Annotated in this window: 15 protein-coding genes and 2 pseudogenes; 7 read left to right on the forward strand and 10 right to left on the reverse strand. The window is 70.0% G+C overall.

The window, feature by feature from the left end:
* Positions 1-39 precede the first annotated feature (39 nt).
* The gene (locus tag EZH22_RS06560; RefSeq protein WP_203194919.1) at positions 40-1,572 is read left to right on the forward strand and encodes a YifB family Mg chelatase-like AAA ATPase; all 1,533 of its coding nucleotides are present in this window, start codon (positions 40-42) and stop codon (positions 1,570-1,572) included.
* Between the two features lie 226 nt (positions 1,573-1,798).
* Here the strand turns inward: EZH22_RS06560 and EZH22_RS06565 are convergent, their stop codons facing one another.
* On the reverse strand, positions 1,799-2,410 hold the full coding sequence (locus EZH22_RS06565) for a hypothetical protein (RefSeq protein ID WP_203194920.1): 612 nt from the start codon (positions 2,408-2,410) through the stop codon (positions 1,799-1,801).
* A 618-nt stretch (positions 2,411-3,028) separates the two neighbouring features.
* Between EZH22_RS06565 and EZH22_RS06570 the strand changes: the two genes are divergently transcribed.
* Together EZH22_RS06570 and arfB are read left to right on the forward strand one after the other, a co-directional pair.
* Positions 3,029-3,970 carry a GNAT family N-acetyltransferase gene (locus EZH22_RS06570; RefSeq protein WP_203196415.1) on the forward strand — a complete coding sequence of 314 codons (942 nt, stop codon included), beginning with the start codon at positions 3,029-3,031 and terminating at the stop codon, positions 3,968-3,970.
* Between the two features lie 205 nt (positions 3,971-4,175).
* Positions 4,176-4,598: an alternative ribosome rescue aminoacyl-tRNA hydrolase ArfB gene (gene arfB, locus EZH22_RS06575; protein WP_203194921.1), complete on the forward strand. Its 423-nt coding sequence runs from the start codon at positions 4,176-4,178 to the stop codon at positions 4,596-4,598.
* 35 nt (positions 4,599-4,633) lie between these two features.
* Here the strand turns inward: arfB and recN are convergent, their stop codons facing one another.
* From recN to murB, 8 genes and pseudogenes are all read right to left on the reverse strand, one after another.
* A complete protein-coding gene (gene recN, locus EZH22_RS06580; RefSeq protein ID WP_203194922.1) occupies positions 4,634-6,316 on the reverse strand; it encodes a DNA repair protein RecN in 1,683 nt (560 codons plus the stop codon).
* Between the two features lie 6 nt (positions 6,317-6,322).
* Positions 6,323-7,177 (reverse strand): outer membrane protein assembly factor BamD, encoded by an 855-nt coding sequence (locus EZH22_RS06585; RefSeq protein ID WP_203196416.1) that lies wholly within the window; start codon positions 7,175-7,177, stop codon positions 6,323-6,325.
* A 546-nt stretch (positions 7,178-7,723) separates the two neighbouring features.
* A complete protein-coding gene (gene lpxC / locus EZH22_RS06590) occupies positions 7,724-8,659 on the reverse strand; it encodes a UDP-3-O-acyl-N-acetylglucosamine deacetylase (RefSeq protein ID WP_203194923.1) in 936 nt (311 codons plus the stop codon).
* A 513-nt stretch (positions 8,660-9,172) separates the two neighbouring features.
* Entirely contained in the window at positions 9,173-10,990 is a 1,818-nt protein-coding gene (gene ftsZ, locus EZH22_RS06595; RefSeq protein WP_203194924.1) for a cell division protein FtsZ, read from the reverse strand.
* Between the two features lie 85 nt (positions 10,991-11,075).
* Positions 11,076-12,401, reverse strand: a complete 1,326-nt coding sequence (gene ftsA / locus EZH22_RS06600) for a cell division protein FtsA (RefSeq protein WP_203194925.1) — start codon at positions 12,399-12,401, stop codon at positions 11,076-11,078.
* Positions 12,398-13,333: a cell division protein FtsQ/DivIB gene (locus EZH22_RS06605; RefSeq protein ID WP_231711343.1), complete on the reverse strand. Its 936-nt coding sequence runs from the start codon at positions 13,331-13,333 to the stop codon at positions 12,398-12,400. Before EZH22_RS06605 ends, ftsA begins: the two co-directional genes overlap by 4 nt.
* 20 nt (positions 13,334-13,353) lie before the next feature.
* A pseudogene (locus EZH22_RS06610) lies at positions 13,354-14,273 on the reverse strand (D-alanine--D-alanine ligase).
* A 91-nt stretch (positions 14,274-14,364) separates the two neighbouring features.
* Complete coding sequence (murB, locus tag EZH22_RS06615; protein WP_203194926.1) at positions 14,365-15,348, reverse strand: UDP-N-acetylmuramate dehydrogenase; 984 nt, start codon at positions 15,346-15,348, stop codon at positions 14,365-14,367.
* Positions 15,349-15,505: 157 nt separating this feature from the next.
* Between murB and EZH22_RS06620 the strand changes: the two genes are divergently transcribed.
* On the forward strand, positions 15,506-16,192 hold the full coding sequence (locus tag EZH22_RS06620; protein WP_231711344.1) for a sulfite oxidase-like oxidoreductase: 687 nt from the start codon (positions 15,506-15,508) through the stop codon (positions 16,190-16,192).
* Between the two features lie 21 nt (positions 16,193-16,213).
* Here EZH22_RS06620 and EZH22_RS06625 read toward each other — a convergent pair.
* Positions 16,214-17,133 (reverse strand): annotated as a pseudogene (locus EZH22_RS06625) (LysR substrate-binding domain-containing protein).
* Between the two features lie 151 nt (positions 17,134-17,284).
* Between EZH22_RS06625 and EZH22_RS06630 the strand changes: the two are divergent.
* The 3 genes from EZH22_RS06630 to EZH22_RS06640 all read left to right on the forward strand — a co-directional run bounded on the left by EZH22_RS06630 (position 17,285) and on the right by EZH22_RS06640 (position 22,954).
* The gene (locus tag EZH22_RS06630) at positions 17,285-18,115 is read left to right on the forward strand and encodes an alpha/beta hydrolase (protein ID WP_203194928.1); all 831 of its coding nucleotides are present in this window, start codon (positions 17,285-17,287) and stop codon (positions 18,113-18,115) included.
* A 27-nt stretch (positions 18,116-18,142) separates the two neighbouring features.
* Complete coding sequence (locus EZH22_RS06635) at positions 18,143-19,459, forward strand: efflux RND transporter periplasmic adaptor subunit (RefSeq protein WP_231711345.1); 1,317 nt, start codon at positions 18,143-18,145, stop codon at positions 19,457-19,459.
* Positions 19,460-19,720: 261 nt separating this feature from the next.
* On the forward strand, positions 19,721-22,954 hold the full coding sequence (locus EZH22_RS06640) for an efflux RND transporter permease subunit (RefSeq protein ID WP_203194929.1): 3,234 nt from the start codon (positions 19,721-19,723) through the stop codon (positions 22,952-22,954).
* Positions 22,955-22,979: the final 25 nt, after the last annotated feature.

The raw sequence follows: 22,979 nt of genomic DNA on the forward strand, positions 1-22,979 counted from the left end.
CGACTACCGTTGGTTGAGAGCATTCAGCGGGGGCGGGCGGTGATCCAGCGGGTTGCGACGGTCGCATTCGAAGGGGTGGAGGCGCGCCCCGTGGACGTGCAGGTGCACGTGGCCGCGGGCCTTCCGGCCTTCACCATCGTGGGGCTGCCGGACAAGGCGGTGACCGAGGCGAAGGAACGCGTGCGCGCCGCCCTCATCGCCTCCGGGCTCGCGCTTCCCGCGCGGCGCATCACCGTGAACCTCGCCCCGGCCGACCTGCCCAAGGAGGGTTCGCATTACGACCTGCCCATCGCCCTCGGGCTGATGGCAGCCATCGGCGCCATCCCGTCGGACGCCCTCGACGGCTTCACGGTGGTGGGTGAGCTGGCGCTGGACGGGGCCATCGCCGCGGTGGCCGGCGCGCTGCCCGCCGCCATCGGCGCGAACGCCCGTGGCCATGGCCTGATCTGCCCGGCGCCCTGCGGCGCGGAGGCCGCCTGGGCGAGCCCGGACATGGAGATCCTCGCGCCCCAATCCCTCATCCAGCTGGCCAACCACATGACCGGCCGGCAGGTGATGGGACGGCCCGAACCGAGGATGAAGGCGCCGGGGGAAACCATGCTCGACCTGAGGGATGTGAAGGGCCAGGAGACCGCAAAGCGTGCCCTCGAGGTCGCGGCGGCGGGCGGGCACAACCTTCTCTTCATTGGTCCGCCCGGCGCGGGAAAGTCCATGCTGGCGCAGCGGCTTCCCTCGATCCTGCCATCTTTGTCGCCGGCCGAGATGCTGGATGTGTCCATGATCGCCTCGGTGGCCGGAGCGATCGAGGACGGCGCCCTCATGGATCGCCGCCCGTTCCGCGCGCCCCACCACTCCGCCAGCATGGCCGCCATGGTCGGCGGCGGCGCCAAGGCGAAGCCGGGCGAGGTCTCCCTCGCCCATAACGGCGTCCTGTTCCTCGACGAATTGCCGGAATTCTCGCCCCAGGTGCTGGATTCGCTGCGCCAGCCGCTGGAGAGCGGCGAGGTGCTGATTGCGCGGGCCAATCACCGCGTCACCTATCCCGCGCGGTTCCAGCTGATCGCCGCCATGAACCCCTGCCGATGCGGCCGGGCGGGGGAGCCCGGCTTCACCTGCAAGCGGGGGCCGCGCTGCGCGGATGAATACCAGGCGCGACTCTCCGGCCCCTTCCTCGATCGCATCGACCTGCATCTGGAGGTGCCGGCCGTCTCCGCCTCCGACCTGGTCCTGCCGGCGCCCACCGAAGGCTCGCGGGAGGTGGCGGCGCGGGTGGCTCTGGCGCGGGAAATCCAGATGGAGCGCTACGCCGCTCTCGGGCGGCCGGACGTGCGGACCAATGCCGCCGCCTCCGGCCCCCTTCTGGAGCAGGTGGCGGTCCCGGACGCCGCGGGCGCAGCCTTGCTGCGCGATGCGGCGGACGCCATGCGTCTCAGCGCCCGCGGCTACCACAGGGTGCTCAAGGTGGCGCGGACCCTCGCCGACCTCGACGGGGCGGAAGGCGTCGGCCGGCGCCATCTCGCGGAAGCGCTGGCCTACCGCGCCGCCGCCGAGCGCCCGCGTGCCGCCGCCTGACCCGGTGCAGGCCGCCATGCCACTTTACGGCGCAGGCGGTGGGCGCTCGCGCGGACCGTGGCGATCTGGATCAGGGCACCGGCATGCCCGCGCGCATCACGGGCATGCGAAGGCCAGCCGGAATCCGGTGGTTGGGGCGGCCGCCGGAGCACGGGGCGCCCCGCCCGCCCGACCGACCGCGGCGCGCAGGCCGCCCGGCCAATGCCATCGGCGGCCTGGGCCGGCCTCAGCGGATGGCGTTGACCGCGATGCCTTCCAGATAGGTGATCTGGGCCAGATCGCCCGGCTCCACCTGCTGCAGGTCGGCGAGCACCTGGGCCCTGGAGGCCTTCAGGGTGCGCACCACGCCGTCGAGTCCCTCGAATGTGACGGTGCCCGCCGCCTTGTCGATGGCCACGAAAATGGTGGTGATCGTCACCTCGCGCACGCCGAAGCCCTCGGGCCAGCCGGGTAGGCCGGCATTGAGCGCCACCTCGTTCACCACCTCGCCGGGCCGGCCCTGGCGGGCCTTGCCGAGCGCGGTCACCTCACCCGGCGCCACGCGGATGATCAGGGTCTCGCTGTTCCGGAAGGCGCTGAGGTCGCCGAGAAGGGGCGGCGCGATCACCGCCCAGCGGCGGCCGTACGGCCCCTCCAACACCACGCGGCGGGTGACCGGATCGGCAGAAACGAACTGGGCCCGGTAGGTGAGGACCGTGACCTGCCCCACGCCCTGGACCTCGATGGTATCCACCTCGGCCGGAGTGGGTCGCAGCTGCGCCTGCGCCGGGCTTGCCGCGGCCAGCGCCACGCCGGCGGCAAGGGCGAGGCCCGCCGCCATATGGCTGAACTTCCTCATGATGCCCCCCGATCGAATCACGCCGGCCTGGACCCGGCCATGCCGGCTATCATCCGGCAGCGGGGCCGGCAAGGCGCGCCGGCGCGGCCCTGCCGCCGGCATTGTCACATCAGCGTTGGAAATCTATGGTGTTGGTGACATTCACATCCTGCCGTCGGCACCGAGCCCTCGGCGGATGGGGGCACTGGGCCGGGGCTTCCAGCCCGGGGATGTGTGCACAAGGCTTGGTGCGCCGGCGTCGGTTGACGGTGAAGTTCGTGGGTGGCGTTGGTCGATGACGACCGGCGGGATGGCGGCTCACAAGATGGCGGCTAGCAAGACGGCGACTCGCCGACCGAGACTGGAGCGGGCGCCCCGCGTGCCTTCGCACGGCGCGGGCGGACGCCTCCAGCGGCGGCCCAAGGAGGGGGTCGTTGCATGAAACGTTCCGAACAAACGGATCCCGGGTTCAACCTCCCGGCGCTTTTCGGGCGGGGAATCGACGTTGCGCGGGACCTCGCCAAGGACTTGGCCAAGGACCTGGCCAAGGATTGGACCAGGGATTTGGCACGGCATCCTGGCCACAATACCGCGGCGCCGCGGCCCGCCTTTCTCGAGCCAGACGCCGCCTTTCCCGCATTGTTTGACAAATTCGCACCCAGGCCGGTTCCCGCCAAGCCGGGCTTGCCCACGCCGCAGAAGCTGGTGGCGGACCTGCGCGCCTATTCGGGCATCCGCCACAAGGACGCCCTGCCGCCGGACGATGATGGCCTCGTCCTGGGGCGCCTCGGCGCCCTCGAGGTGCGGCTGGCGCGCACCGCGCGGGACGTGCGCCGCGCCCAGCGCCTGCGCTACAAGGTCTTCTACGAAGAGATGTCGGCGGTGCCGGACGCCGGCACCCGCCTCGCCCGACGCGACATGGACAGCTTCGATTCCATCTGCGAGCACCTGCTCGTCCTCGATCACGAGGCGGGAAAGGTGGTGCTGGGCCGGCGCAAGCCAAAGGTGGTTGGCACTTACCGTCTGCTGCGGCAGGAAGTGGCCCGGCGCCACGGCGGCTTCTATACCCAGGGCGAGTTCGACGTGAACGGCGTCATCGCCGCCCATCCGGACCTGAAATTCCTGGAGCTCGGCCGCTCCTGCGTGCTCAAGCCATACCGCAACAAGCGCACGGTGGAACTGCTCTGGCACGGGGTGTGGACCTACATCCTGCGCAACAAGATCGACGCCATGTTCGGCTGCGCCAGCCTGGAGGGCACGAACCCCGACGCCCTCGCGTTGCCCCTCTCCTTCCTCCACCACAACGCACTGGCCCCCGAGGAATGGCGCGCCCGCGCCGTCGAGAGCCGGTACGTGGCCATGGACCGCATGGCCAGGACGGAGATCAGCCCCAAGGCCGCGCTGCAGGCATTGCCACCGCTCATCAAGGGCTATCTGCGCCTCGGCGGTTTCGTCGGCGACGGCGCGGTGGTGGACCACCAGTTCGGTACCACCGACGTGCTCATCATCCTGCCGGTGTCGGTCATCAGCCCGCGCTACGTGGAGCATTTCGGGCCCACCGCGAACCGCCACGCCATCTGATCCCGCCGGACCCGGATCCCCGCCGGGCGGCGGAGGGAGGCCGACCACCGCGCGCCGCACATCCCAGCAGCGGGTTGGAGGCGGTTCTGGCCACGACCGGCGAAAAGCCGAATCCCTTCCCGTCGGCTATGCTTGCGTGATTCACCCTTCGAGGGATGGAAGCGCGGGCGTTTCCATCCCTCGAAGGGTCGCGCCAGGACCCGCCATGATCGAGATCACCTCCCGCATCGCCATTCCCGAGGATGAGATCGAGCTTGTCTTCGTGCGCGCCTCCGGCCCCGGCGGGCAGAACGTGAACAAGGTATCGAGCGCCGTGCAGCTGCGCTTCGACGCAGCCGGCTCGGCGCATCTGCCGGAGGGCGTGAAAAACCGTCTCGTCCGCCTCGCCGGCCGGCGCATGACCCAGGATGGGGTCATCGTCATCCAGGCGCAGCGCTTTCGCACCCAGGAACGCAACCGCGAGGACGCCATATCCCGCCTGGTTGAACTGATCCGCAGCGCCACCGTGGTGGCCCCGGTGCGGCGGCCGACGCGTCCCACCCTGGCATCCAAGGAAAGGCGGCTCGCATCCAAGGAGCGCCGGGGCCAGGTGAAGTCGCTGCGCCGCGACAAGCCGCCGGCGGACTGACCCGCAACCCGCCCCGCAGGGACGGCTCCGACCGCTCAGCGCGCCGCCTTCAGCAGGCGGTCGGCGGCGGCGCGCGCCTCCTGGGTCACTGTGGCGCCGGCCAGCATGCGGGCGATCTCCTCGCGGCGGGTGGCGGCGCTGAGGGCGGCGACCCGCGTCGTGACCGGCGCCTCGGCCCCGGCCGCACCGTCGGCGCTCGCCTTGGCGATGAGCAGATGATGCCGGGCCCGCGCCGCCACCTGCGGGGCATGGGTCACGCACAGCACCTGCACCTTCCCCGCCAGCCGGCCGAGCCGCTGCCCGATGGCGTCCGCCACCGCTCCGCCGACCCCGGTGTCGATCTCGTCGAAGATGAGGGTGGGCGCGGAGCCGCGATCGGCGAGCACCACCTTCAGGGCGAGCAGAAAGCGGGCGAGCTCGCCGCCCGACGCCACCTTCATCATCGGCCCCGGCCGGGAACCCGGATTGGTGCAGACCCAGAACTCCACCTGGTCCCAGCCGTCCGGCCCCGCCGCGGCGGGATCACTGGCGACGCGGCAGAGGAAGGTCGCCCGCTCGAGCTTCAGCGGCGGCAGTTCCGCACCCACCGCGTCGTCGAGCCGGGCCGCCGCCCCGTGCCGGGCGCGGGAAAGGGCGTCGGCCGCGGCGCGATAGGCCGCCTCGGCGGCCGCCACCGCCTGTTCGTGGCGCGCGAGGGTGGCGGCGCCCTGATCCAGCCGCTCCAGCTCGGCGGCAAAACGGGCCGCCACGCCGGGCAGGTCATCGACACCCGCGCCATATTTGCGGGCGGCGGCGCGCAGGGCGAACAGGCGCTCCTCGATGCGCTCCAGCTCCGCCGGCTCGAACGCCGCGTCGGCGAGTGCCGCCTCGAGATGGGCGCGCGCGCTCTCAAGGGCGTCGAGGGCCTGGTCGATGGCCTCCACCGCCGGGCGAATCAGGTCCTGCGCCTCGCCGGCCCGCCGTTCCAGACGACGCACGGCGGCGGCGAGGGACGGCACGGGAGAGCTGCCGCCGGCCACCGCATCGAGGGCCTCGTCGAGGTCTCCGGCGATCTTCTCGGCGCGCATCATGGCGGTGCGCCGCTCGGAGAGGAGCGCTTCCTCGCCGGCGGCGGGCGCGAGCGCCGAGAGCTCCTCCACCGCATGGCGGATATAGTCCGCCTCGCGCGCGGCGGCTTCCAGGCGGGCGCGCTCCTCGCGGGCGATGGCCAGCGCATCGCGCCAGGCACGCCACAGGAGGCCGAGGCCGGCGGCGTCCGGGGCCAGTCCGCCGAAAGCGTCGAGCAGGGCCCGGTGGCTGGCCGGGTCCACCATGGCCCGGTCGGCGTGCTGGCCGTGCAGCTCCACGAGGCTGGCGCCGATGAGGCGCAGGGTCTGCACGCTCACCGGTTCCTCGTTGACGCTGGCGCGGGTGCGCCCGTCAGCCATCTGGATGCGGCGGATGACGAGGGGGCCTTCGTCCGGCAGCTCGGCGCCGGCGAGGATCGCATGGGCGGGATGATCGGCGGCGAGATCGAAGGTGAGGGTCACCTGCCCCTTGGCGACGCCATGGCGGACGAGGGCCCCGTCGCCCCGGCCGCCGAGGGCCAGGGACACGGCATCGAGCAGGATCGACTTGCCAGCACCCGTCTCACCCGTGAGGACCGTAAGGCCTTCCGAGAGGGTGAGATCGAGCTTCTCGATGAGGACGATGTCCCGGATCGAGAGCGCAGCCAGCATGGAGGATCAGCCAAGCCCCGGTTTCTTGAACGCCTGGCTGATCCAGGACGCCTTGTTCTCCTGCGGTTCGGCCCCACCGGACTGAACCAGCTTGTAGGCGGCCTTATACCACGAACTGTCAGGAAAGTTGTAGGCCAGCACGGCGGCGGCGGTCTGCGCCTCGCCCACCACGCCGAGCGCCATATAGGCCTCGGCGAGGCGCATGAGGGCCTCTTCCACCTGACGCGTGGTCTGGTACTGCGTCACCACGACCTTGAAACGGTTGATAGCGCCGGTGTAGTTGCGCTGCTCCAGGTAATAGCGACCGATCATCATTTCCTTACCGGCCAGCTGATCCCGCGCCACCTCGATCTTCTTCTTGGCAGTGGCGGCGTATTCCGTGTTCGGATACTTGCGCGCCACATCCTCCAGAGCGTCGAGGGCCTGGCGGGTCTTGCGCTGGTCGCGGGTGATGTCGGGAATGTTCTCATAAAGCGCCGAGGCGACGAGATACTGCGCGTAGGCTGCGTCCTGCGATCCCGGATAGAGCGCCACGTACCGGCGGCCAGTGGCGATGGCCTCGTCGTACTTGCCGGCCTCGAAATAGGCGTAGGTGGTCATGATCAGGGACTTGCGCGCCCACTCCGAATAGGGATGGGTGCGGTCCACGTCCTCGAATCGCTTGGCGGCCTTTTCCGGCTCCTGGCGGCGCAGGAGGGTGAGGCCTTCGTTGTAGATCTTCTCCGCCGGCTCGTCGGGGATGAGCACGTCGTCCTTGTCGCCGGCGCAGCCGGCTACGAAGAGGCTCATGCTCAAGGCGAGGGCGAGCCCCGCGGCCTTGAGAACGGCGCGGGCGTGCAGAGCCTCGTAGAAGAATCGCATCACGGTTCAGCTTCCGTCCCGCGCCCCATGGCGCCGCTTGTAACCGAGGATCCACGGACAGGGAAACCACGCCATGCGTGCAGACCCCGGCCCTCGACCCCTGCGCCCCTGCGCAGAACCGGCGTGGGGCCAGTCCCGAGCATGCGCGGCTTCCGCAGCCCTCGCCCTTCCGGTTCCGATCCCCGCCCGCCGGGCCGTCCGAAAAATGCTGCGCCGTCCGCGCTATCGGGGCTTTCGGTCGGCAATGTGGCGACGGGGTGACACCGCAGCCGGGTTCCGGCGGGTGTGTCACTCCGGCAACGCCGGGCGAGAATGCCATGACCCCCGGCCAGAGCACAATTCGGCGCCATTTTGCACAGGGAACGCATCCAGGACGTTAATGCGCCGGCTTGGCGATATCGTCCACGAGGCCAAAGCGCAATCCGGGGCCGGCCCTTCCGCCCTTCCGCTCCATCTGGCCGAGGGCGCGCCCAGTAAAACGAAAGCGCCCGAAGCAGGCTTCGGGCGCTTTCGGATGCAAACAGGCAGGCCCGCCTCGGACCGTCCTCAGATCTCCGGGGCGAACACCGGAACCGGGCTCGCCACACCGATCTCAGCGCCCACCGTGTCGCGGACCGGCCGGGTCGGGGCTTCCACGATCGCGTAGGCCGAACGATCGGCGAAGAGGGCGTCCACCACCTGGAAATTCAGCTTGTGGCCGCCGCGGAAGGAACGGTAGCGGGCGAGCAGCGGCAGGCCGGCGAGGGCGAGGTCGCCCACCGCGTCGAGGGCCTTGTGCCGCACGAATTCGTCGGAGAAGCGCAGGCCGTCCGGATTGATCACGCCGCCCTCGTCGAGGCAGACGGTGTTCTCCAGGGCGGCGCCGCGGGCATAGCCGGCGGAACGCAGGCGCTCCACGTCCTTGAGGAAGCCGAAGGTGCGGGCGCCGGACAGCTCGCGGCGAAACACCGAGGGGGACATGGTGGCGGCAAAGCGCTGCCGGCCGATGGCGTCGTGGGCGAACTCGATCTCCACCTCAAGGCGAAAGCCCGCCTCGTAGGGGAGGAGTTCGCCGAACGAGCCGTTGTTCTCCACGCGGATCGGCTTCAGCACCTTCAGGAACTTGCGGCGACCGCGCAGCTCGGCGACGCCGACGGCATCCACGGCGCGCACGAAGTCGGCGGCGCTGCCGTCGAGGATCGGGACTTCCGGGCCGTCGATCTCGACGATGGCATTGTCGATGGCAAGGCCGCTGAAGGCGGCGAGCACGTGCTCGACGGTGGAAACGAGGGCGCCCGAACGGTCGCCGAGGACGGTGGCAAGATCGGTCGCCTGCACCGAGGTGCGGCTCACCGTGGCCTTGCGGGGCGACTGGTCGGCAAAGGAGCGGATGAAGACGATTCCGGTGTTCGCGGGCGCAGGCTTCAGGGTGAGGGTCGCTTCGACCCCGGCGTGGACGCCGACACCTTTCAGTGCGATCTCGCGAGCCAGAGTGGTCTGCATGTCCGGTGCGTCCCGTGTTGGAGAAGAAACCCGGCGCCCCGTGGCCGCCGCACTCCTTCCCTCAAACCTTCACGTTGCCTTCCCACTTTCGCCGAGGTTGTACGAAAAAACTGTCAACGCTCGACGTGTGGAACTTTTTGGCTGGGTGCACCGTAGTCGCCTCGCAGGGCGGCGCCAAATCACGCTTGCTTACCCTCTGTTACCAAGTCGACACGTCAAATTTTCATTAACTATCAAAAGCTTACAGCTCGCACCGAGTCGCTGCGCGGCGCCTGTGTTACAGCTGTTGTGAGGTTTCCTTCGGGCCGGCTGGACGCGACTCAGCGGGTGCGTCCCCTCCGGTCGGTGCGTTCCCGGGCTTGCCGTCGGCGATTCGAATCGATGGCCGGAAGGTGGCAATCAGGCGGCGTTCCGACCCATCCGCGGCACCGCGGTCCGCGCCGGGCGCGCCGCTGCCTGGCCGGTAGTCATGAAGGGTGCCGGCCGGCGGGCTTCGGCCCGCCGGCCGGTCGATCAGTTGGCCTGCCGCCGCAGGAAAGCGGGGATTTCCAGCTGGTCGTCCTCGTCGCGATGCGGACCCGGACGGGACGGCACCTCGGCGGCCGGACGGGCCGGCGGACGCTTGGCGAACTCGGAGACCGGGTCGCCGGGACGGGCGGGCATGGTCGGGCGCATGTCACCACGACTTTCGCCACGGCCTTCCCCTCGGTTGTCCCGGGGATCGGCGGTGCGCGGATCCACCGGACGGCGCTCCGGCGCGCGCATGCTGGGCTGCTCGCGGCGCTGGGGCTCCGGCTCCTCCTCGCGGCGGCCCACATGGGCGAGACGCTGCAGCAGGGTCATCCGCTTCTTGTCCGGCTGGGCCTGGGCCACCGGCGGCTCGCCGCGCTGGGCGCGGATCTGGTTCTGTGCGGGCAGCGGCAGCTCATCCACGCGCGGCATGCGCGGGCTGCGCGGGCGCTGGCCGGCCGGCGGGATGTAGGGGGCGAACTCGTCCTCCACCATGGGCGCGGGAGGCGCCGCCGGCTCGGGCTCGACATAGAAGGACGAGGCCTTGGGCGGCGCGGTGCGGATGGTCACGTCATCGATGGCGACGCCACGATCGGCCGGTGCATGCTGGGGAGCCGCGGGTGCCTGGGCCTGCGGCGCGAAGTCCCGCTGCTGCGGGGGAGCATAGCTCGCCTGCGGCTGCTGGGCGGCGGCGTCCTCGAGGCCGATCAGGTCGTCGGCGGTGATGGAGGCCACCGCGCTGCGGATCTGCGCCTCGCGGGTCGCCTCCACCGCGGCGCGGCCGGCGTTGGAGATCTTGCGCCCGGCGAGCTCGGGGAAGCGGTCGCCGATCGGCGCGATCTGCTCGGGGATCACCGCCGGGTCGATGCCCGTGGCCACCACCGACACGCGGATGATGCCGTCGAGCACCTCGTCGAAGGTGGCGCCGAGGATGATGTTGGCGTCCGGATCCACTTCCTCGCGGATGCGGGTCGCCGCCTCGTCCACCTCGAACAGGGTCATGTCCTTGCCGCCGGTGATGGAGATCAAGAGCCCGCCGGCGCCGCGCATGGAGGTTTCGTCCAGCAGCGGGTTGGCGATGGCGGCCTCGGCGGCCTGGATGGCGCGCTTGTCGCCGGAAGCCTCGCCGGTGCCCATCATCGCCTTGCCCATGTCGCGCATCACGGCGCGCACGTCGGCGAAGTCGAGGTTGATGAGGCCTTCCTTCACCATCAGGTCGGTGATGCAGGCGACGCCCGAATAGAGCACCTGGTCGGCCATGGCGAAGGCGTCGGCGAAGGTGGTCTTCTCGTTCGCCACCCGGAACAGGTTCTGGTTGGGGATGACGATGAGGGTGTCGACGCTCTTCTGCAGCTCGCTGATGCCGTGCTCGGCGACGCGCATGCGCCGGGCGCCCTCGAAGTGGAAGGGCTTGGTCACCACGCCCACGGTGAGGATGCCGAGCTCGCGGGCGGCGCGGGCCACGACCGGAGCCGCCCCCGTGCCGGTGCCGCCGCCCATGCCGGCGGTGATGAACACCATATGCGAGCCGGACAGGTGGTCGCGGATCTCGTCGATGACTTCTTCGGCGGCGGCGCGGCCGACTTCCGGCTGGGAGCCGGCGCCGAGACCCTCGGTCACCGCCACGCCCATCTGGACCACCCGCTCGGCCTTGGTGAGCGAGAGCGCCTGGGCGTCGGTGTTGGCCACCACGAACTCCACGCCGTGGAGGCCTGCGGTGATCATGTTGTTAACCGCGTTGCCCCCGGCGCCGCCCACGCCGAACACCGTGATCCGGGGACGAAGCTCACGAATGTCGGGCATCTGAAGGTTGATCGTCATGCTATTGCTCCGTCCCGATTGGCCCTGTCCGCCGCTCGCGAATCCTTGATGACCTCTTTGTTACGGCAGCTTTCGTTAACCATGTCTAAAAGCTGTCCTTCAGCCAGCGTCCTACCCGACCGAAATATCCCGCGCTTTCGCCCACCACCGCCTGCCGGCGGCGGGGTTCGAAATGCTCGAGGCCCGCAACCTGTGGGTAAACCAGAAGCCCCGCCGTCACCGCGAAGGCCGTGCCGCGCGCGGCCTCCGGCAGGCGGGAAACACCCAGCGGGCGGCCGATGCGCACCTGCGGCCCGATGAACCGGGCCACGAGGTCCGCCAGCCCCTGCAATTGCGCCGCGCCGCCGGTGAGGACGATCCGCCGCCCGGCGTCCCCGGCATGGCCCGAGGCCTTGAGGCGATCGCGCAACAGCTCGACAATTTCCTCCGCCCGCGGGCGGACGATGGTGACGAGGCGTGACTTGGGCACCATGTGCGGCTGGTCGCGCGAATCACCCGACAAGGGCGGCACGGTCAGCATGTCGTGCTCGTCGGAGGAGACCGCCACCACGGCGCCGTGCAGCGCCTTCAGGCGCTCGGCGTCGGCAAGGCGCGCCGGCAGGCCGCGGGCCACGTCGTTGGTGATGTGCTGGCCGCCCAGGGCGACCCCGTCCACATAGACGCAGTGGCCGCCGGCGACGATGGAGAAGGTGGTGGTCCCCGCCCCCATGTCGATGAGGGTGACGCCCAGCTCCATCTCGTCGTCGGTGAGGGAGGAGAGCGCCGCCGCATAGGGGGCGGCCACCATGGCCTCGATGGAAAGATGGCAGCGCTCGACGCAGAGCACCAGGTTCTTGAGCGCGGTGAGGTCGGCGGTGATCACGTGCATGTCGGCGCCGAGCTCGCGCCCGAGCATGCCGCACGGCTCGCCGATGCCGCGCCGACCATCCAGGGAATAGCCCACCGGCAGCGCATGCATCACCGCCCGGCCGTCGCCCACGGCATAGGTGGACGCCGCCTCCAGCACGCGGCGGATGTCGAATTCCTCCACCGCCGGGGCGGTGAGGCGCACCGCGGCCTCGTAGTGCTGCGAGGCGAGACGCCCGCCGGACACGCCCACCACCACGGAGGCGATCTGCACGCCCGAGGCGCGCTCGGCCATGTCCACGGCCTGGCGGATGGCGAGCTCCGCCTTGGCCATGTCCACCACCACGCCGCCCTTGATGCCGTGGGCGCGGGTGTGGCCGATGCCGAGCACGTCGATGGAATGGGTGCGCCGGGTCAGGACATCCGACGCCCCGCGCGGCTTGAGGCGCGCGATCGCGCACACCACCTTGCTGGTGCCGATGTCGAGCACGCCGACGATGCCGCTCTTCTTGTGCGGCAACGGGCGCATCTTCGGCGCGAAGCCCTGGGCGAGCCTCTGCCTCATGCGGGGCCTCCTTTCTTGGCCTTGGCGCGCGCCTTCAGCATCTGGGCACGGGCGTCGGCGGCAGCATCGGAGAGCCGCACCACCACCCGGTCGGGCAGGCGCAGGTCAACGATGGTGATGTCGCGGGTGAGCAGCTTCTTGTCGCGGTCGAGATCCATGAGGGTGGCGAGGGCCTCCTCCATCCCCGTTTCCGGCAGGCGCACGTCGATGCCGTTGCGCATCTTCAGCGTCCAGCGGCGCTCGGCGACGCGGATGGCGGCGCGCACGTTGTCACGCAGCGCCGGCAGGCGGGCCAGGGCATCCACGATGGGGCCGACCTGCTTCTGCGCGCCCTCGCCCACCACGATGGGCAGCTGCACGTAGCGCGGATCGTCCGAATAGGGGGCGATGGGCGTGCCGTCGCGGGCGATCACCTTGATTTCCCCGTTGATCTGCCAGAGGGCGAAGGCCTGCCGCTCGGTGACCGCGATGTCGATGCGGTCGGGATAGAACTTGCGCACCGCCGCCGACTGGATCCACGGCAGCTGCTCGAGCCGCGCGCGGGTCTCGTCGGCGTTCACGAACAGGATGGAGGTGGAGGCCTTGATGCCGGCCGCCTCGAGGAGTTCCGGCGGGGTCATGTGATCATGGCCGGAAATGTTCACTTCCTTGACCTTGAACCCGGCGATGTTGCCGGCGGCGTCGGCGACGTCGAGGACGATGCCCTTGGCCACCTCCACGTGCCCGCCGAGGACGACGCCGTAGACGGCAAAGCCGCCGACCACGGCGAGGGTGAGCAGGCTGGCGCTGCGCCGCCCGAGGCGGGAGGCGGCGAGGCGGACGGTGAGGCGGCGGAGCAGGAGGGCACTGCGGCTCGCCGGGCGCGAATCCATCACCAGGCGCTTGTGGCGGCCGGGCGGCGGCAGCGGGGTGGGGCGCTGTGACGGTCTCATCCCCGCGCCGGGGCGGGGTCTTAGCGCTCCAGCGACGCGTCCTCCACCATCCATGTCACAAGCTCACCGAATGAGACGCCCGCGTGGGCTGCAAGTTCCGGCACCAGAGACGTCTGCGTCATGCCGGGCTGGGTGTTCACCTCCAGGCAGACGAGGCCGGAGGCATCGCCCTTCGAGAGGTCGAAACGGAAGTCGCTGCGCGACACCCCCCGGCAGCCGAGAGCTCGGTGCGCCGTGAGGCTTAACATCTGCACCCGTTGGTAAATTTCAGGTAAAATCCGGGCAGGAAGGATGTGGCGCGAACCACCGGGTGCATACTTGCTTTCGTAATCGTAAAACTGTTGCGTGGACTCGATCTCGATCACATCGAGCACCTTGTCGCCCATCACGGCGCAGGTGAGCTCCAGGCCGGGAATGAACTCTTCCACAAGAAGAATTTCGCCGAACGACCAGTCGAGGCGGGTCAGCTCCTGCGGCGGATGGGCCTGATCCTCCCGCACGATGAACACGCCGACGCTGGAGCCTCCCGCATTGGGCTTGAGGACATAAGGCGGCTCCATCACGTGCGCCTTCGCCGCCGCGCCGCGCGCCACCAGCCCCCCCTCGCCACCGGCACGCCGGCGGCGGCGAGCATGATTCGCGCCTGCGCCTTGTCCATGGCCAGGGCCGAGGCGAGCACGCCGGAATGGGAATAGGGGATGCGCAGGATCTCCAGGATGCCCTGGATGGTGCCGTCCTCGCCGGGACAGCCGTGCAGCACGTTGAAGGCCACGTCCGGCTTCAGGCGCGCCAGCACCTCGGCCACGTCGCGCTGAACGTCGACGCGGGTCACCTTGTAGCCGGCGCCTTCCAGGGCCGCGGCGCAGGCCGCTCCCGAGTTCAGGGAGACTTCGCGCTCGCCGGACCAGCCGCCCATGAGCACCGCCACGTGTTTCGCCATCTGCCTGTTCCCGATTTCTCGCGCCCGATCTCTCGCGCCCGCCCTCGGGCGGCGCGGCGCCACACCATCGCGCCGTTGCCTTGCGCCTTTGCTAATGGCCCGCAACGTCGTGCGCGCCCGGCAGCCCTCGCGGCAGGCCGATGCGCTTGATTTCCCATTCCAGCTCGATCCCCGAATGGGCCTTCACCCGGCGCCGCACCTCTTCGCCGAGGCCCTCGATCTCGGCCGCGGTGGCGCCACCGAGATTGATCAGGAAGTTGGTGTGGAGCTGCGACACCTGCGCCCGGCCGATGGTGAGGCCCCGGCAGCCGGCCGCGTCCACCAGCTTCCAGGCGCTCAGGCCTGGCGGGTTCTTGAAGGTGGAGCCGCCGGTGCGGCTCTTGATCGGCTGCGTCGCCTCCCGGCTTTCGGTGACCTTCGCCATCTCGGCGGCGATCTCGGCCGGGTCGCCCGGCCGGCCCTCGAAGACGGCGCGTGTGAAGATCACGTCCTCCGGCACGCCGCAATGGCGGTAGGTGAAGTCCATCCCGGCATTGGTGTAGCTCACCGTCTCGCCGGCGAAAGTCACGCCGTCCGCCCGCACCAGCACGTCCTTGACCTCGCCGCCATAGGCCCCGCCGTTCATGCGCAGCGCCCCGCCGATGGCACCGGGAATGCCGCGCAGGAAGGAGAAACCGGCAACGCCCGCATCCGCCGCCGCCCGGGCGACCTTCACGTCCGGCACCCCGGCGCCGGCAGTGACGCGGGTGCCCTCCACTGCGACCTCGGTGAAGCCGCGGCCAAGGCGGATGACCACGCCCGGCACCCCGCCGTCGCGCACGATGAGGTTGGAGCCGAGGCCGATGACGGTCACCGGGAGCGACGCCGGCCGGCGGGCGAGGAAGTCGGCAAGGGCGTCCGCGTCGGCGGGCTGGAACAGCAATTGCGCCGGCCCGCCGACGCGGAACCAGGTAAGGTCGGCGAGGGGAGCGTTCACGGTCAGGGTGCCGCGCGGCGCGGGCTTGCCATCGGCGAACAGGGGCCGAAGATCCGGGAAGTCGCCGCCGTTCCCCGCCGCCGTCTCTGCTTCACCCATCACGCATCCGCCCGTGTCGATCACCGTGCGTTTTTCATAACGAGCGGGCGAGGGCAAGGGCCGGCCGCATTTCGCGGACCCGGCCACCATGCCATCATGGTCGCTTCCGCTCGCCAGAGTTCGTTCTCCGCCTTCGTTCTTTTGGAGCTGCCCCGCCGTGAACGAAAAGACCAGCGAAACACCGCGCGACGACGCGCTGCCCCCCGACACCAAGCTCACCGCCACCAAGAAGCGCTGGGCCGAGGAAGGCCGCTTCCTGACCGGCCGCGTCGCCCGGTCGGACGCCCAGCGCCTGCCGCCCGGCCAGCACCTGGTGAAGGACTGGCCGGTGCTCGATCTCGGCCTCAGCCCCATGGTGACGCCGCAGCGCTTCCGCCTCGACGTGTCCGGCGCCGTGGAGACCGCCTTGTCCCTGAGCTGGGACGAGTTCCTCGCTTTGCCGCAGACGCGGAACGTCAGCGACATCCATTGCGTGACCACCTGGTCGCGCTACGACAATGCGTTCGAGGGCGTCTCGACCCGCGACCTCATCGAGAGGGTGAAGCCGGCGCCGCACGCCGTGGCGGTGATGCTGCATTCCTACGACGGCTATTCCACCAACCTGCTGCTGGAGGACTTCGCCGCCGAGGACGCCCTCATCGCCCATTCCTGGGAGGGGGCGCCGCTGACCCGCGAGCATGGCGGGCCGGCACGCCTCGTGGTGCCGCACCTTTATTTCTGGAAGAGCGCCAAGTGGCTGAAGGGCATCGAGTTCATCGCCCGCGACACCGCCGGTTTCTGGGAGGAGCGCGGCTATCACATGCGCGGCGACCCATGGGCCGAGCAGCGTTATTCGGACGACTGAGGCGCCGCCGGTCCGCCTGCCTCACGCTGCCGCGCGCCGGACGAGCTCGGAGCGGGCGAACAGCTCGGCGACCCAATCCACGAACACGCGCAGCCGGTTGGAGAGGTGCCGGCTCGGCGGATAGACCACGTGGATCGGCATCTCCCCGGCGTCCAGTCGGCGAGCACCGGGACGAGGGCGCCCGAGCGCAGGTGCTCCTCGATCTGGAACCGCGGCGCCTGCATCACCCCGAGGCCGGCAAGCCCGGCGGCCAAATAGGCATTGCCGTCGTTGGAGGCGACGCGATAGCGGCCGGTCACCTCCACCACTTCCGTGCCGCGGACGAAGTCGAAGGGGTAGTAGCGCCCGGTCTGGGCGCTGAAATAGCGGATCATGAGGTGGCGGTCGTCGAAGTCCCGCGGATGAGCCGGCATGCCATGGCGGGCGATATAGGACGGCGCCGCCACGGCCATGAAATGCAGCTCGCCGATGCGCCGCGCCACGAGGTTCGGGTCGTGGATCTCGCCGACCCGGATCACGCAGTCCACATTCTCGCCCAGCAGGTCCACCGGCCGGTCGGTGCAGCCCACGTCGAGGGCGATGTCGGGATAGCGGGCGAGGAAGTCCGGCAGGGCCGGAATGAGCAGCCGCGTCGCCAGGGATGGTGAAAGATCGATGCGCAGCCGCCCGCGCGGCGCCGCCTGCGCCGAGGACAGGGAGCCGTCCAGCTCGTCGACGTCGTTGAGGATGGCGAGCGCCCGCTCGTAATAGGCCGCCCCGTCGGGGGTCACGGTGACACGCCGGGTGGTGCGGTTGAGCAGACGCGTGCGCAGATGCCCCTCTAGCGTCTGGATATGCTTGGTGAACGTCGCCTTGGGCATGTCCATCAGGTCGGCCGCCCGGGTGAAGCTTCCCGTCTCCACCACCCGGACGAACGCCCGCATTGCAGCAAGCTGGTCCATCGCCGTGCGCTCCATTGGTCGATCAGCGCTTATTGTTCACAAAGGTGAATAATAATATCAATCCAGCAGGCTTTATCGGCAGCCTCATCGGCAATAACGTTATCGCACTGCACAAGGCTGCTCCGACCGCTCGGGGTTGAGGACGGATGAGATGACTGCCACCTGGACTGCGATGCGCCTCGAGACGGAGACCGGCTCCCTGCCAGCCCGCCTCTATGGCGTCCGCCCGGACAAGGGATCGGCACCGCTCGTCTTCCACCTCCACGGTGGCGCGTTCACCGGCGGCACGCTGGAATGCGGCGCCTTCATCGCCGCTTTGCTGGCGGAGGCCGGGGCGGTGGTGGTGTCGGCCGACTATCCCCTGGCCTCGGACCATCCCTTTCCGTTCGCCCTCACGGCCGCGTTCGGCGCGCTCGCCACGCTCTACCGGCGGCGGGCCGAGTTCGCCGGACGGGGCGCGCCGCTCTATGTGGCGGGGGAGGAATCGGGTGGCAACCTCGCCGCCGGCCTGGCCATGATGGCGCGTGACCAGCAAGCCCCCCACCTGTCCGGCCAGATTCTCGTCTCGCCCATGCTCGACCCCCGCCTCGCCACCGCCTCCATCCGGGAGGCGGAGGCCGGGGTCTGCGGCTGCAAGTGGGCGGATGGCTGGCAGAAGTATCTGGGCTCCCCCGAGAAGGCGGCCCACCCGTACGCCACGCCCCTCGCCTGCTCGCGCCTCCAGGGCCTGCCCCCGGCCCTCGTGGTGAGCGCGCAGGACTGCCCCATGCGCGACGAGAGCGCCCGCTATGCCCGCGCCCTCGAACAGGCGGACGTGCCGACCGAGTTCGACCTCCTGCCGGGTCCCACCCACTGGCCCGACGGCTTCGCAGCCGCGCCCGAGAAACCCGCCTCCTGGGGCGGCACCCTGCGCACCCTGTTTTCCCGCTTCTTCGAATCCACGCGGACGCGTCGGCGCACGCCCCACTCGTCCGTCCTCTGAACACCCGGACCTTCAGGACTGCCCCCCATGAACTCCGAATCCATGAACTCCGAATCCACGAATTCCGAGCCCGTCAACACCGCGCCGGCCGTTTCCACCCCCACCGATCGAGGCGCGGCCGAGCCCGGAACCACCAGGCGACCGGCGGCCGCCCGCATCCGCAACGGCCTGCTCCTCGGGAGCGTCGCCGTCGTGGCGGTTCTCGGCACCCTCTACGGCCTGCCGCAGGAGGGCGCCCACGCGGAGAAGGCCGCCGCCCCGGTGGTCCCCGCCGTTACCGTCGCGGTGGCGACGGTGGAGCAGCGCGACGCCCGCCTGTTCGACACCTTCTCCGGCCGCCTCGAGGCGGTGGAGCGGGTGGAGGTGCGCTCCCGCGTCGCCGGGGCCATCAAGGCCATCCACTTCCGCGAAGGCGCGCTGGTGAAGGAAGGTGAGCTCCTCGTCTCCATCGATCCCGAGCCCTTCGAGGCCGAAGTGGACGAGGCCGAAGCCCAGGTGACCGCCGCCCAGGCCCGCGTCGAGCTCGCCCGCAACGAGCTGGAGCGCGGCGAGCGGCTGTTCAACACGCGCACCGTGTCCCAGCGCGACCTCGACGAGCGGGTGAACGGCCAGCGCGCCGCCGAGGCGAGCCTGCGCGCCGCCCAGGCCAAGCTCAACGCGGTGAAGCTCAACCTGAGCTACACACGGGTCCGCGCCCCGGTTTCCGGCCGGGTGGGCAAGTCCGAGATCACGGTGGGCAACCTTGTCGCCGCCGGCCCCGGCGCGCCGGTGCTGACCAGCCTGGTCTCGGTGGACCCCATCTATGCGAGCTTCAATGCCGACGAGGCGACCGTCGCCCGGGCCCTCGCCGGGCTCGGCGCCGGCGCCGATGTCTCCAACGAGCTGGACCGCATCCCGGTGCTCATGACCACGTCTGCCGGCAGCGCGCCGGTGGAGGGCCACATGCAGCTGGTGGACAACCAGGTGGACCCGCGCACCGGCACGGTCCGGGTGCGCGCCCGCTTCGCCAATCCCGACGGGCGCCTCCTGCCCGGCCAGTTCGCCCGCCTCGAAATGGGCCAGCCCAAGACAGAGCCCGCCTTGCTGGTGAGCGAGCGGGCGGTGGGCACCGACCAGGACAAGAAATTCGTCTTCGTGGTGGACGCGGCCAACAAGGCGGTGTGGCGCGAGGTGACCCTCGGCGCTCCGGTGGACGGGCTGCGGGTGGTGACCGGTGGCCTCACCGCCGGCGAGCGCGTCGTCGTCAACGGCCTGCACCGCGTGCGCCCCGGCGCCGTGGTGACGCCGGAGGCGGTGCCCATGCGGGTGACGGACGCCACCGGGGCCATCGCCGCGCCCCACTGATCTTCAGCGCGCCATCCCCGGCAAATCGGGAGCCCCCGAGGTCCGGGGTGGCGCGATGACGACCCCAGATCGCCTCTTCCTCTGCCTTTTCGGCGGAGGCTGGGAGTGGGCTGCGCCGGGTGTCAACGCCCCCGGCACACGGCGCAGCCCCTTCCCCCTGTTCGCTCGCCGCCGCGCCCCGCGCGCCGAAGGCATGAGCGCGTGCGTGCCCGCGTCCTTCAGCAAATCCCGATCAACCGCCTCCAATGGGGGGAGGGTGCCATGAACCTGTCCAAGTTCTTCATCGACCGTCCCATCTTCGCGGGCGTGCTGTCCGTCATGATCTTCCTCGCGGGCCTGATCGCCATGCGGGCCATGCCCATCTCCGAGTATCCGGAGGTGGTGCCTCCGCAGGTGGTGGTGCGCGCCACCTATCCCGGCGCCAACCCGAAGGTGATCGCGGAGACCGTCTCCACGCCGCTGGAGGAGGCCATCAACGGCGTCGAGGACATGCTCTACATGTCCAGCCAGGCCACCACCGACGGCATCATGACGCTGACCGTCACCTTCAAGCTCGGCACCGACCCGGACAAGGCGCAGCAGCTGGTGCAGAACCGCATCTCCCAGGCGGAGCCGCGCCTGCCGGAGGAGGTGCGGCGCCTCGGCGTGACCACGGTGAAGTCGTCGCCCGACCTCACCATGGTGGTGCACCTCATCTCGCCCAACAACCGCTACGACACCACCTACCTGCGCAATTACGCGGTGCTGAACGTGAAGGACCGCCTCGCCCGCATCGAAGGGGTGGGGCAGGTGCAGCTGTTCGGCGCCGGCGACTATTCCATGCGCATCTGGCTCGACCCGCAGAAGGTGGCCGAGCACGGCCTGTCCGCCGCCGACGTGGTGCGGGAAATCCAGGCGCAGAACGTGCAGGCGGCCGCCGGCGTGGTGGGCGCCTCCCCCGGCGCGCCCGGCCTCGACCTTCAGCTCTCCATCAATGCCCAGGGCCGCCTCGCCACCGAGGAGGAGTTCGGCAACATCGTGGTGAAGAGCGGCTCGAACGGCGAGATCGTGCTGCTCAAGGACGTGGCGCGCATCGAGCTCGGGGCCTCCGAATACGCGCTGCGCTCGCTTTTGAACAACACCTCGGCGGTGGCCGTGCCGCTGTTCCAGGCGCCGGGCTCCAACGCCATCCGCATCGCCGACGAGGTGCGCCGGGTGATGGAGGAGGTCAAGGCCAACATGCCGGAAGGCGTGGACTATTCCATCGTCTACGACACCACCCAGTTCGTCCGCGCCTCCATCGACGCGGTGGTGCACACGCTGCTGGAGGCGGTGGCGCTGGTGGTGCTGGTGGTGATCGTGTTCCTGCAGACCTGGCGGGCATCCATCATCCCGCTTCTGGCGGTGCCGGTCTCCATCGTCGGCACGTTCGCGGTGATGCACGTCTTCGGCTTCTCCATCAATGCGTTGACCCTGTTCGGGCTGGTGCTCGCCATCGGCATCGTGGTGGATGACGCCATCGTCGTGGTAGAGAATGTCGAGCGCAACATCGAGAACGGGCTCTCCCCGCGCGAGGCCACCTACAAGGCCATGCAGGAGGTCTCCGGCCCCATCATCGCTATCGCCCTGGTGCTGATCGCGGTGTTCGTGCCGCTGGCCTTCATCACCGGGCTGACCGGCCAGTTCTACAAGCAGTTCGCCCTCACCATCGCCATCTCGACGGTGATCTCCGCCGTCAACTCGCTGACCCTGTCCCCGGCCCTCGCCGCCTTGCTGCTGAAGGGCCACGACGCGCCCAAGGACCGCCTGACCCGCATCATGGACCGCCTGTTCGGCTGGTTCTTCCGGGGCTTCAACAAGGCCTTCGTGCGCGGGTCGGACGCCTACGGCTCGGTGGTGAAGCGCGCCATCGCCCACAAGGCGATCATGCTGGGGCTCTACGTGATCCTCGTGGCCATGACCGTGGTGCTGTTCCGCGCCGTGCCGCCCGGTTTCGTGCCGGGGCAGGACAAGCAGTATCTCGTCGGCTTCGCCCAGCTGCCCGACGGCGCCACCCTCGACCGGACGGAAGAGGTGATCCGCAAGATGAGCGACATCGCCCTGAAGGAGCCGGGCGTGAAGTCGGCCATCGCCTTCCCGGGCCTGTCCATCAACGGCTTCACCAACTCGTCCAACTCCGGCATCGTCTTCGTCGGCCTCGACGAGTTCGAGGCGCGGCGCGACCCCTCGCTGAACGGCAACGCCCTTGCCATGAAGCTGAACGGCAAGTTCGCCGCCATTCCGGACGCCATGATCGCCATGTTCCCGCCGCCCCCGGTGCAGGGCCTCGGCACCATCGGCGGATTCAAGTTCCAGATCGAGGACCGGGCCGGCCTCGGCTACGAGGCCCTCGACCAAGCCACCAAGGCCTTCCTCGGCGCCGCCCGGCAGGCGCCGGAGCTGGCCGGCCTGTTCTCCTCCTACCAGGTGAACGTGCCGCAGCTGTTCGCCGACATCGACCGGGTGAAGGCGCGCCAGCTCGGCGTCGCCGTCACCGACGTGTTCGAGACCATGCAGATCTATCTCGGCTCGTCCTATGTGAACGACTTCAACAAGTTCGGCCGCACCTACACGGTGCGCGTCCAGGCCGACGCGCCGTTCCGGGCGCGGGCGGAGGACGTGGGCACGCTGAAGGTGCGCTCGCAGACCGGCGAGATGATCCCGCTGTCCGCCCTGCTCAAGGTGCGCTCGGCGGCGGGGCCGGAGCGGGCCATGCGCTATAACGGCTTCCTCTCGGCGGACGTGAACGGCGGCGCCGCCCCCGGCTTCTCCTCGGGCGAGGCCCAGGCGGCGGTGGAGCGCATCGCGAACGAGACCCTGCCCAAGGGCTTCTCCTTCGAATGGACCGAGCTGACCTACCAGGACATCCTCGCCGGCAACTCGGCGGTGTGGGTGTTCCCGCTGGCCATCTTCCTCGTCTTCCTGGTGCTGGCGGCGCAATATGAGAGCCTGATGCTGCCGCTCGCCATCATCATGATCGTGCCGACGGGCCTGCTCGCCGCCATGACCGGGGTGTGGCTCGCCGGGGGCGACAACAACGTGTTCACCCAGATCGGCCTCGTGGTGCTGGTGGGGCTCTCGGCCAAGAATGCCATCCTCATCGTCGAGTTCGCCCGTGAGCTGGAGTTCGCCGGCCGCACGCCAGTCCAGGCCGCCATGGAGGCCAGCCGGCTGCGGCTGCGGCCCATCCTGATGACCTCCCTCGCCTTCATCATGGGCGTGGTGCCGCTGGTCAGCTCCATCGGCGCCGGGGCGGAGATGCGCCAGGCCATGGGCATCGCCGTGTTCTCCGGCATGATCGGCGTCACCGCCTTCGGCATCTTCCTGACGCCGGTGTTCTACGTGCTGCTGCGGGCGCTCTCCGGCAACCGGCCGCTGACCCAGCACGGCCACGCGACGCTGGAGGCGGCGGCCCCGGCCGCCCCCCATGGGGCCCCGGCCCCGGCGTCTCCCCCGGCCTTGCAGCCGGGGGAGTGAACCTCCACCCTCGGATCCCGAAGCG

This window comes from Xanthobacter dioxanivorans, assembly GCF_016807805.1.
In the GTDB taxonomy this organism is placed as follows: Bacteria; Pseudomonadota; Alphaproteobacteria; order Rhizobiales; family Xanthobacteraceae; genus Xanthobacter; species Xanthobacter dioxanivorans.

Coding starts and splice junctions, on each gene's coding strand:
- murB (WP_203194926.1), bottom strand. CDS start 15,348: ATGGGTGAAGCAGAGACGGCGGCGGGGAACGGCGGCGACTTCCCGGAT.
- arfB (WP_203194921.1), top strand. CDS start 4,176: ATGATCGAGATCACCTCCCGCATCGCCATTCCCGAGGATGAGATCGAG.
- EZH22_RS06585 (WP_203196416.1), bottom strand. CDS start 7,177: ATGCGATTCTTCTACGAGGCTCTGCACGCCCGCGCCGTTCTCAAGGCC.
- lpxC (WP_203194923.1), bottom strand. CDS start 8,659: ATGCAGACCACTCTGGCTCGCGAGATCGCACTGAAAGGTGTCGGCGTC.
- EZH22_RS06605 (WP_231711343.1), bottom strand. CDS start 13,333: ATGAGACCGTCACAGCGCCCCACCCCGCTGCCGCCGCCCGGCCGCCAC.
- ftsA (WP_203194925.1), bottom strand. CDS start 12,401: ATGAGGCAGAGGCTCGCCCAGGGCTTCGCGCCGAAGATGCGCCCGTTG.
- EZH22_RS06635 (WP_231711345.1), top strand. CDS start 18,143: ATGAACTCCGAATCCATGAACTCCGAATCCACGAATTCCGAGCCCGTC.
- ftsZ (WP_203194924.1), bottom strand. CDS start 10,990: ATGACGATCAACCTTCAGATGCCCGACATTCGTGAGCTTCGTCCCCGG.
- EZH22_RS06630 (WP_203194928.1), top strand. CDS start 17,285: ATGACTGCCACCTGGACTGCGATGCGCCTCGAGACGGAGACCGGCTCC.
- EZH22_RS06565 (WP_203194920.1), bottom strand. CDS start 2,410: ATGAGGAAGTTCAGCCATATGGCGGCGGGCCTCGCCCTTGCCGCCGGC.
- EZH22_RS06640 (WP_203194929.1), top strand. CDS start 19,721: ATGAACCTGTCCAAGTTCTTCATCGACCGTCCCATCTTCGCGGGCGTG.
- recN (WP_203194922.1), bottom strand. CDS start 6,316: ATGCTGGCTGCGCTCTCGATCCGGGACATCGTCCTCATCGAGAAGCTC.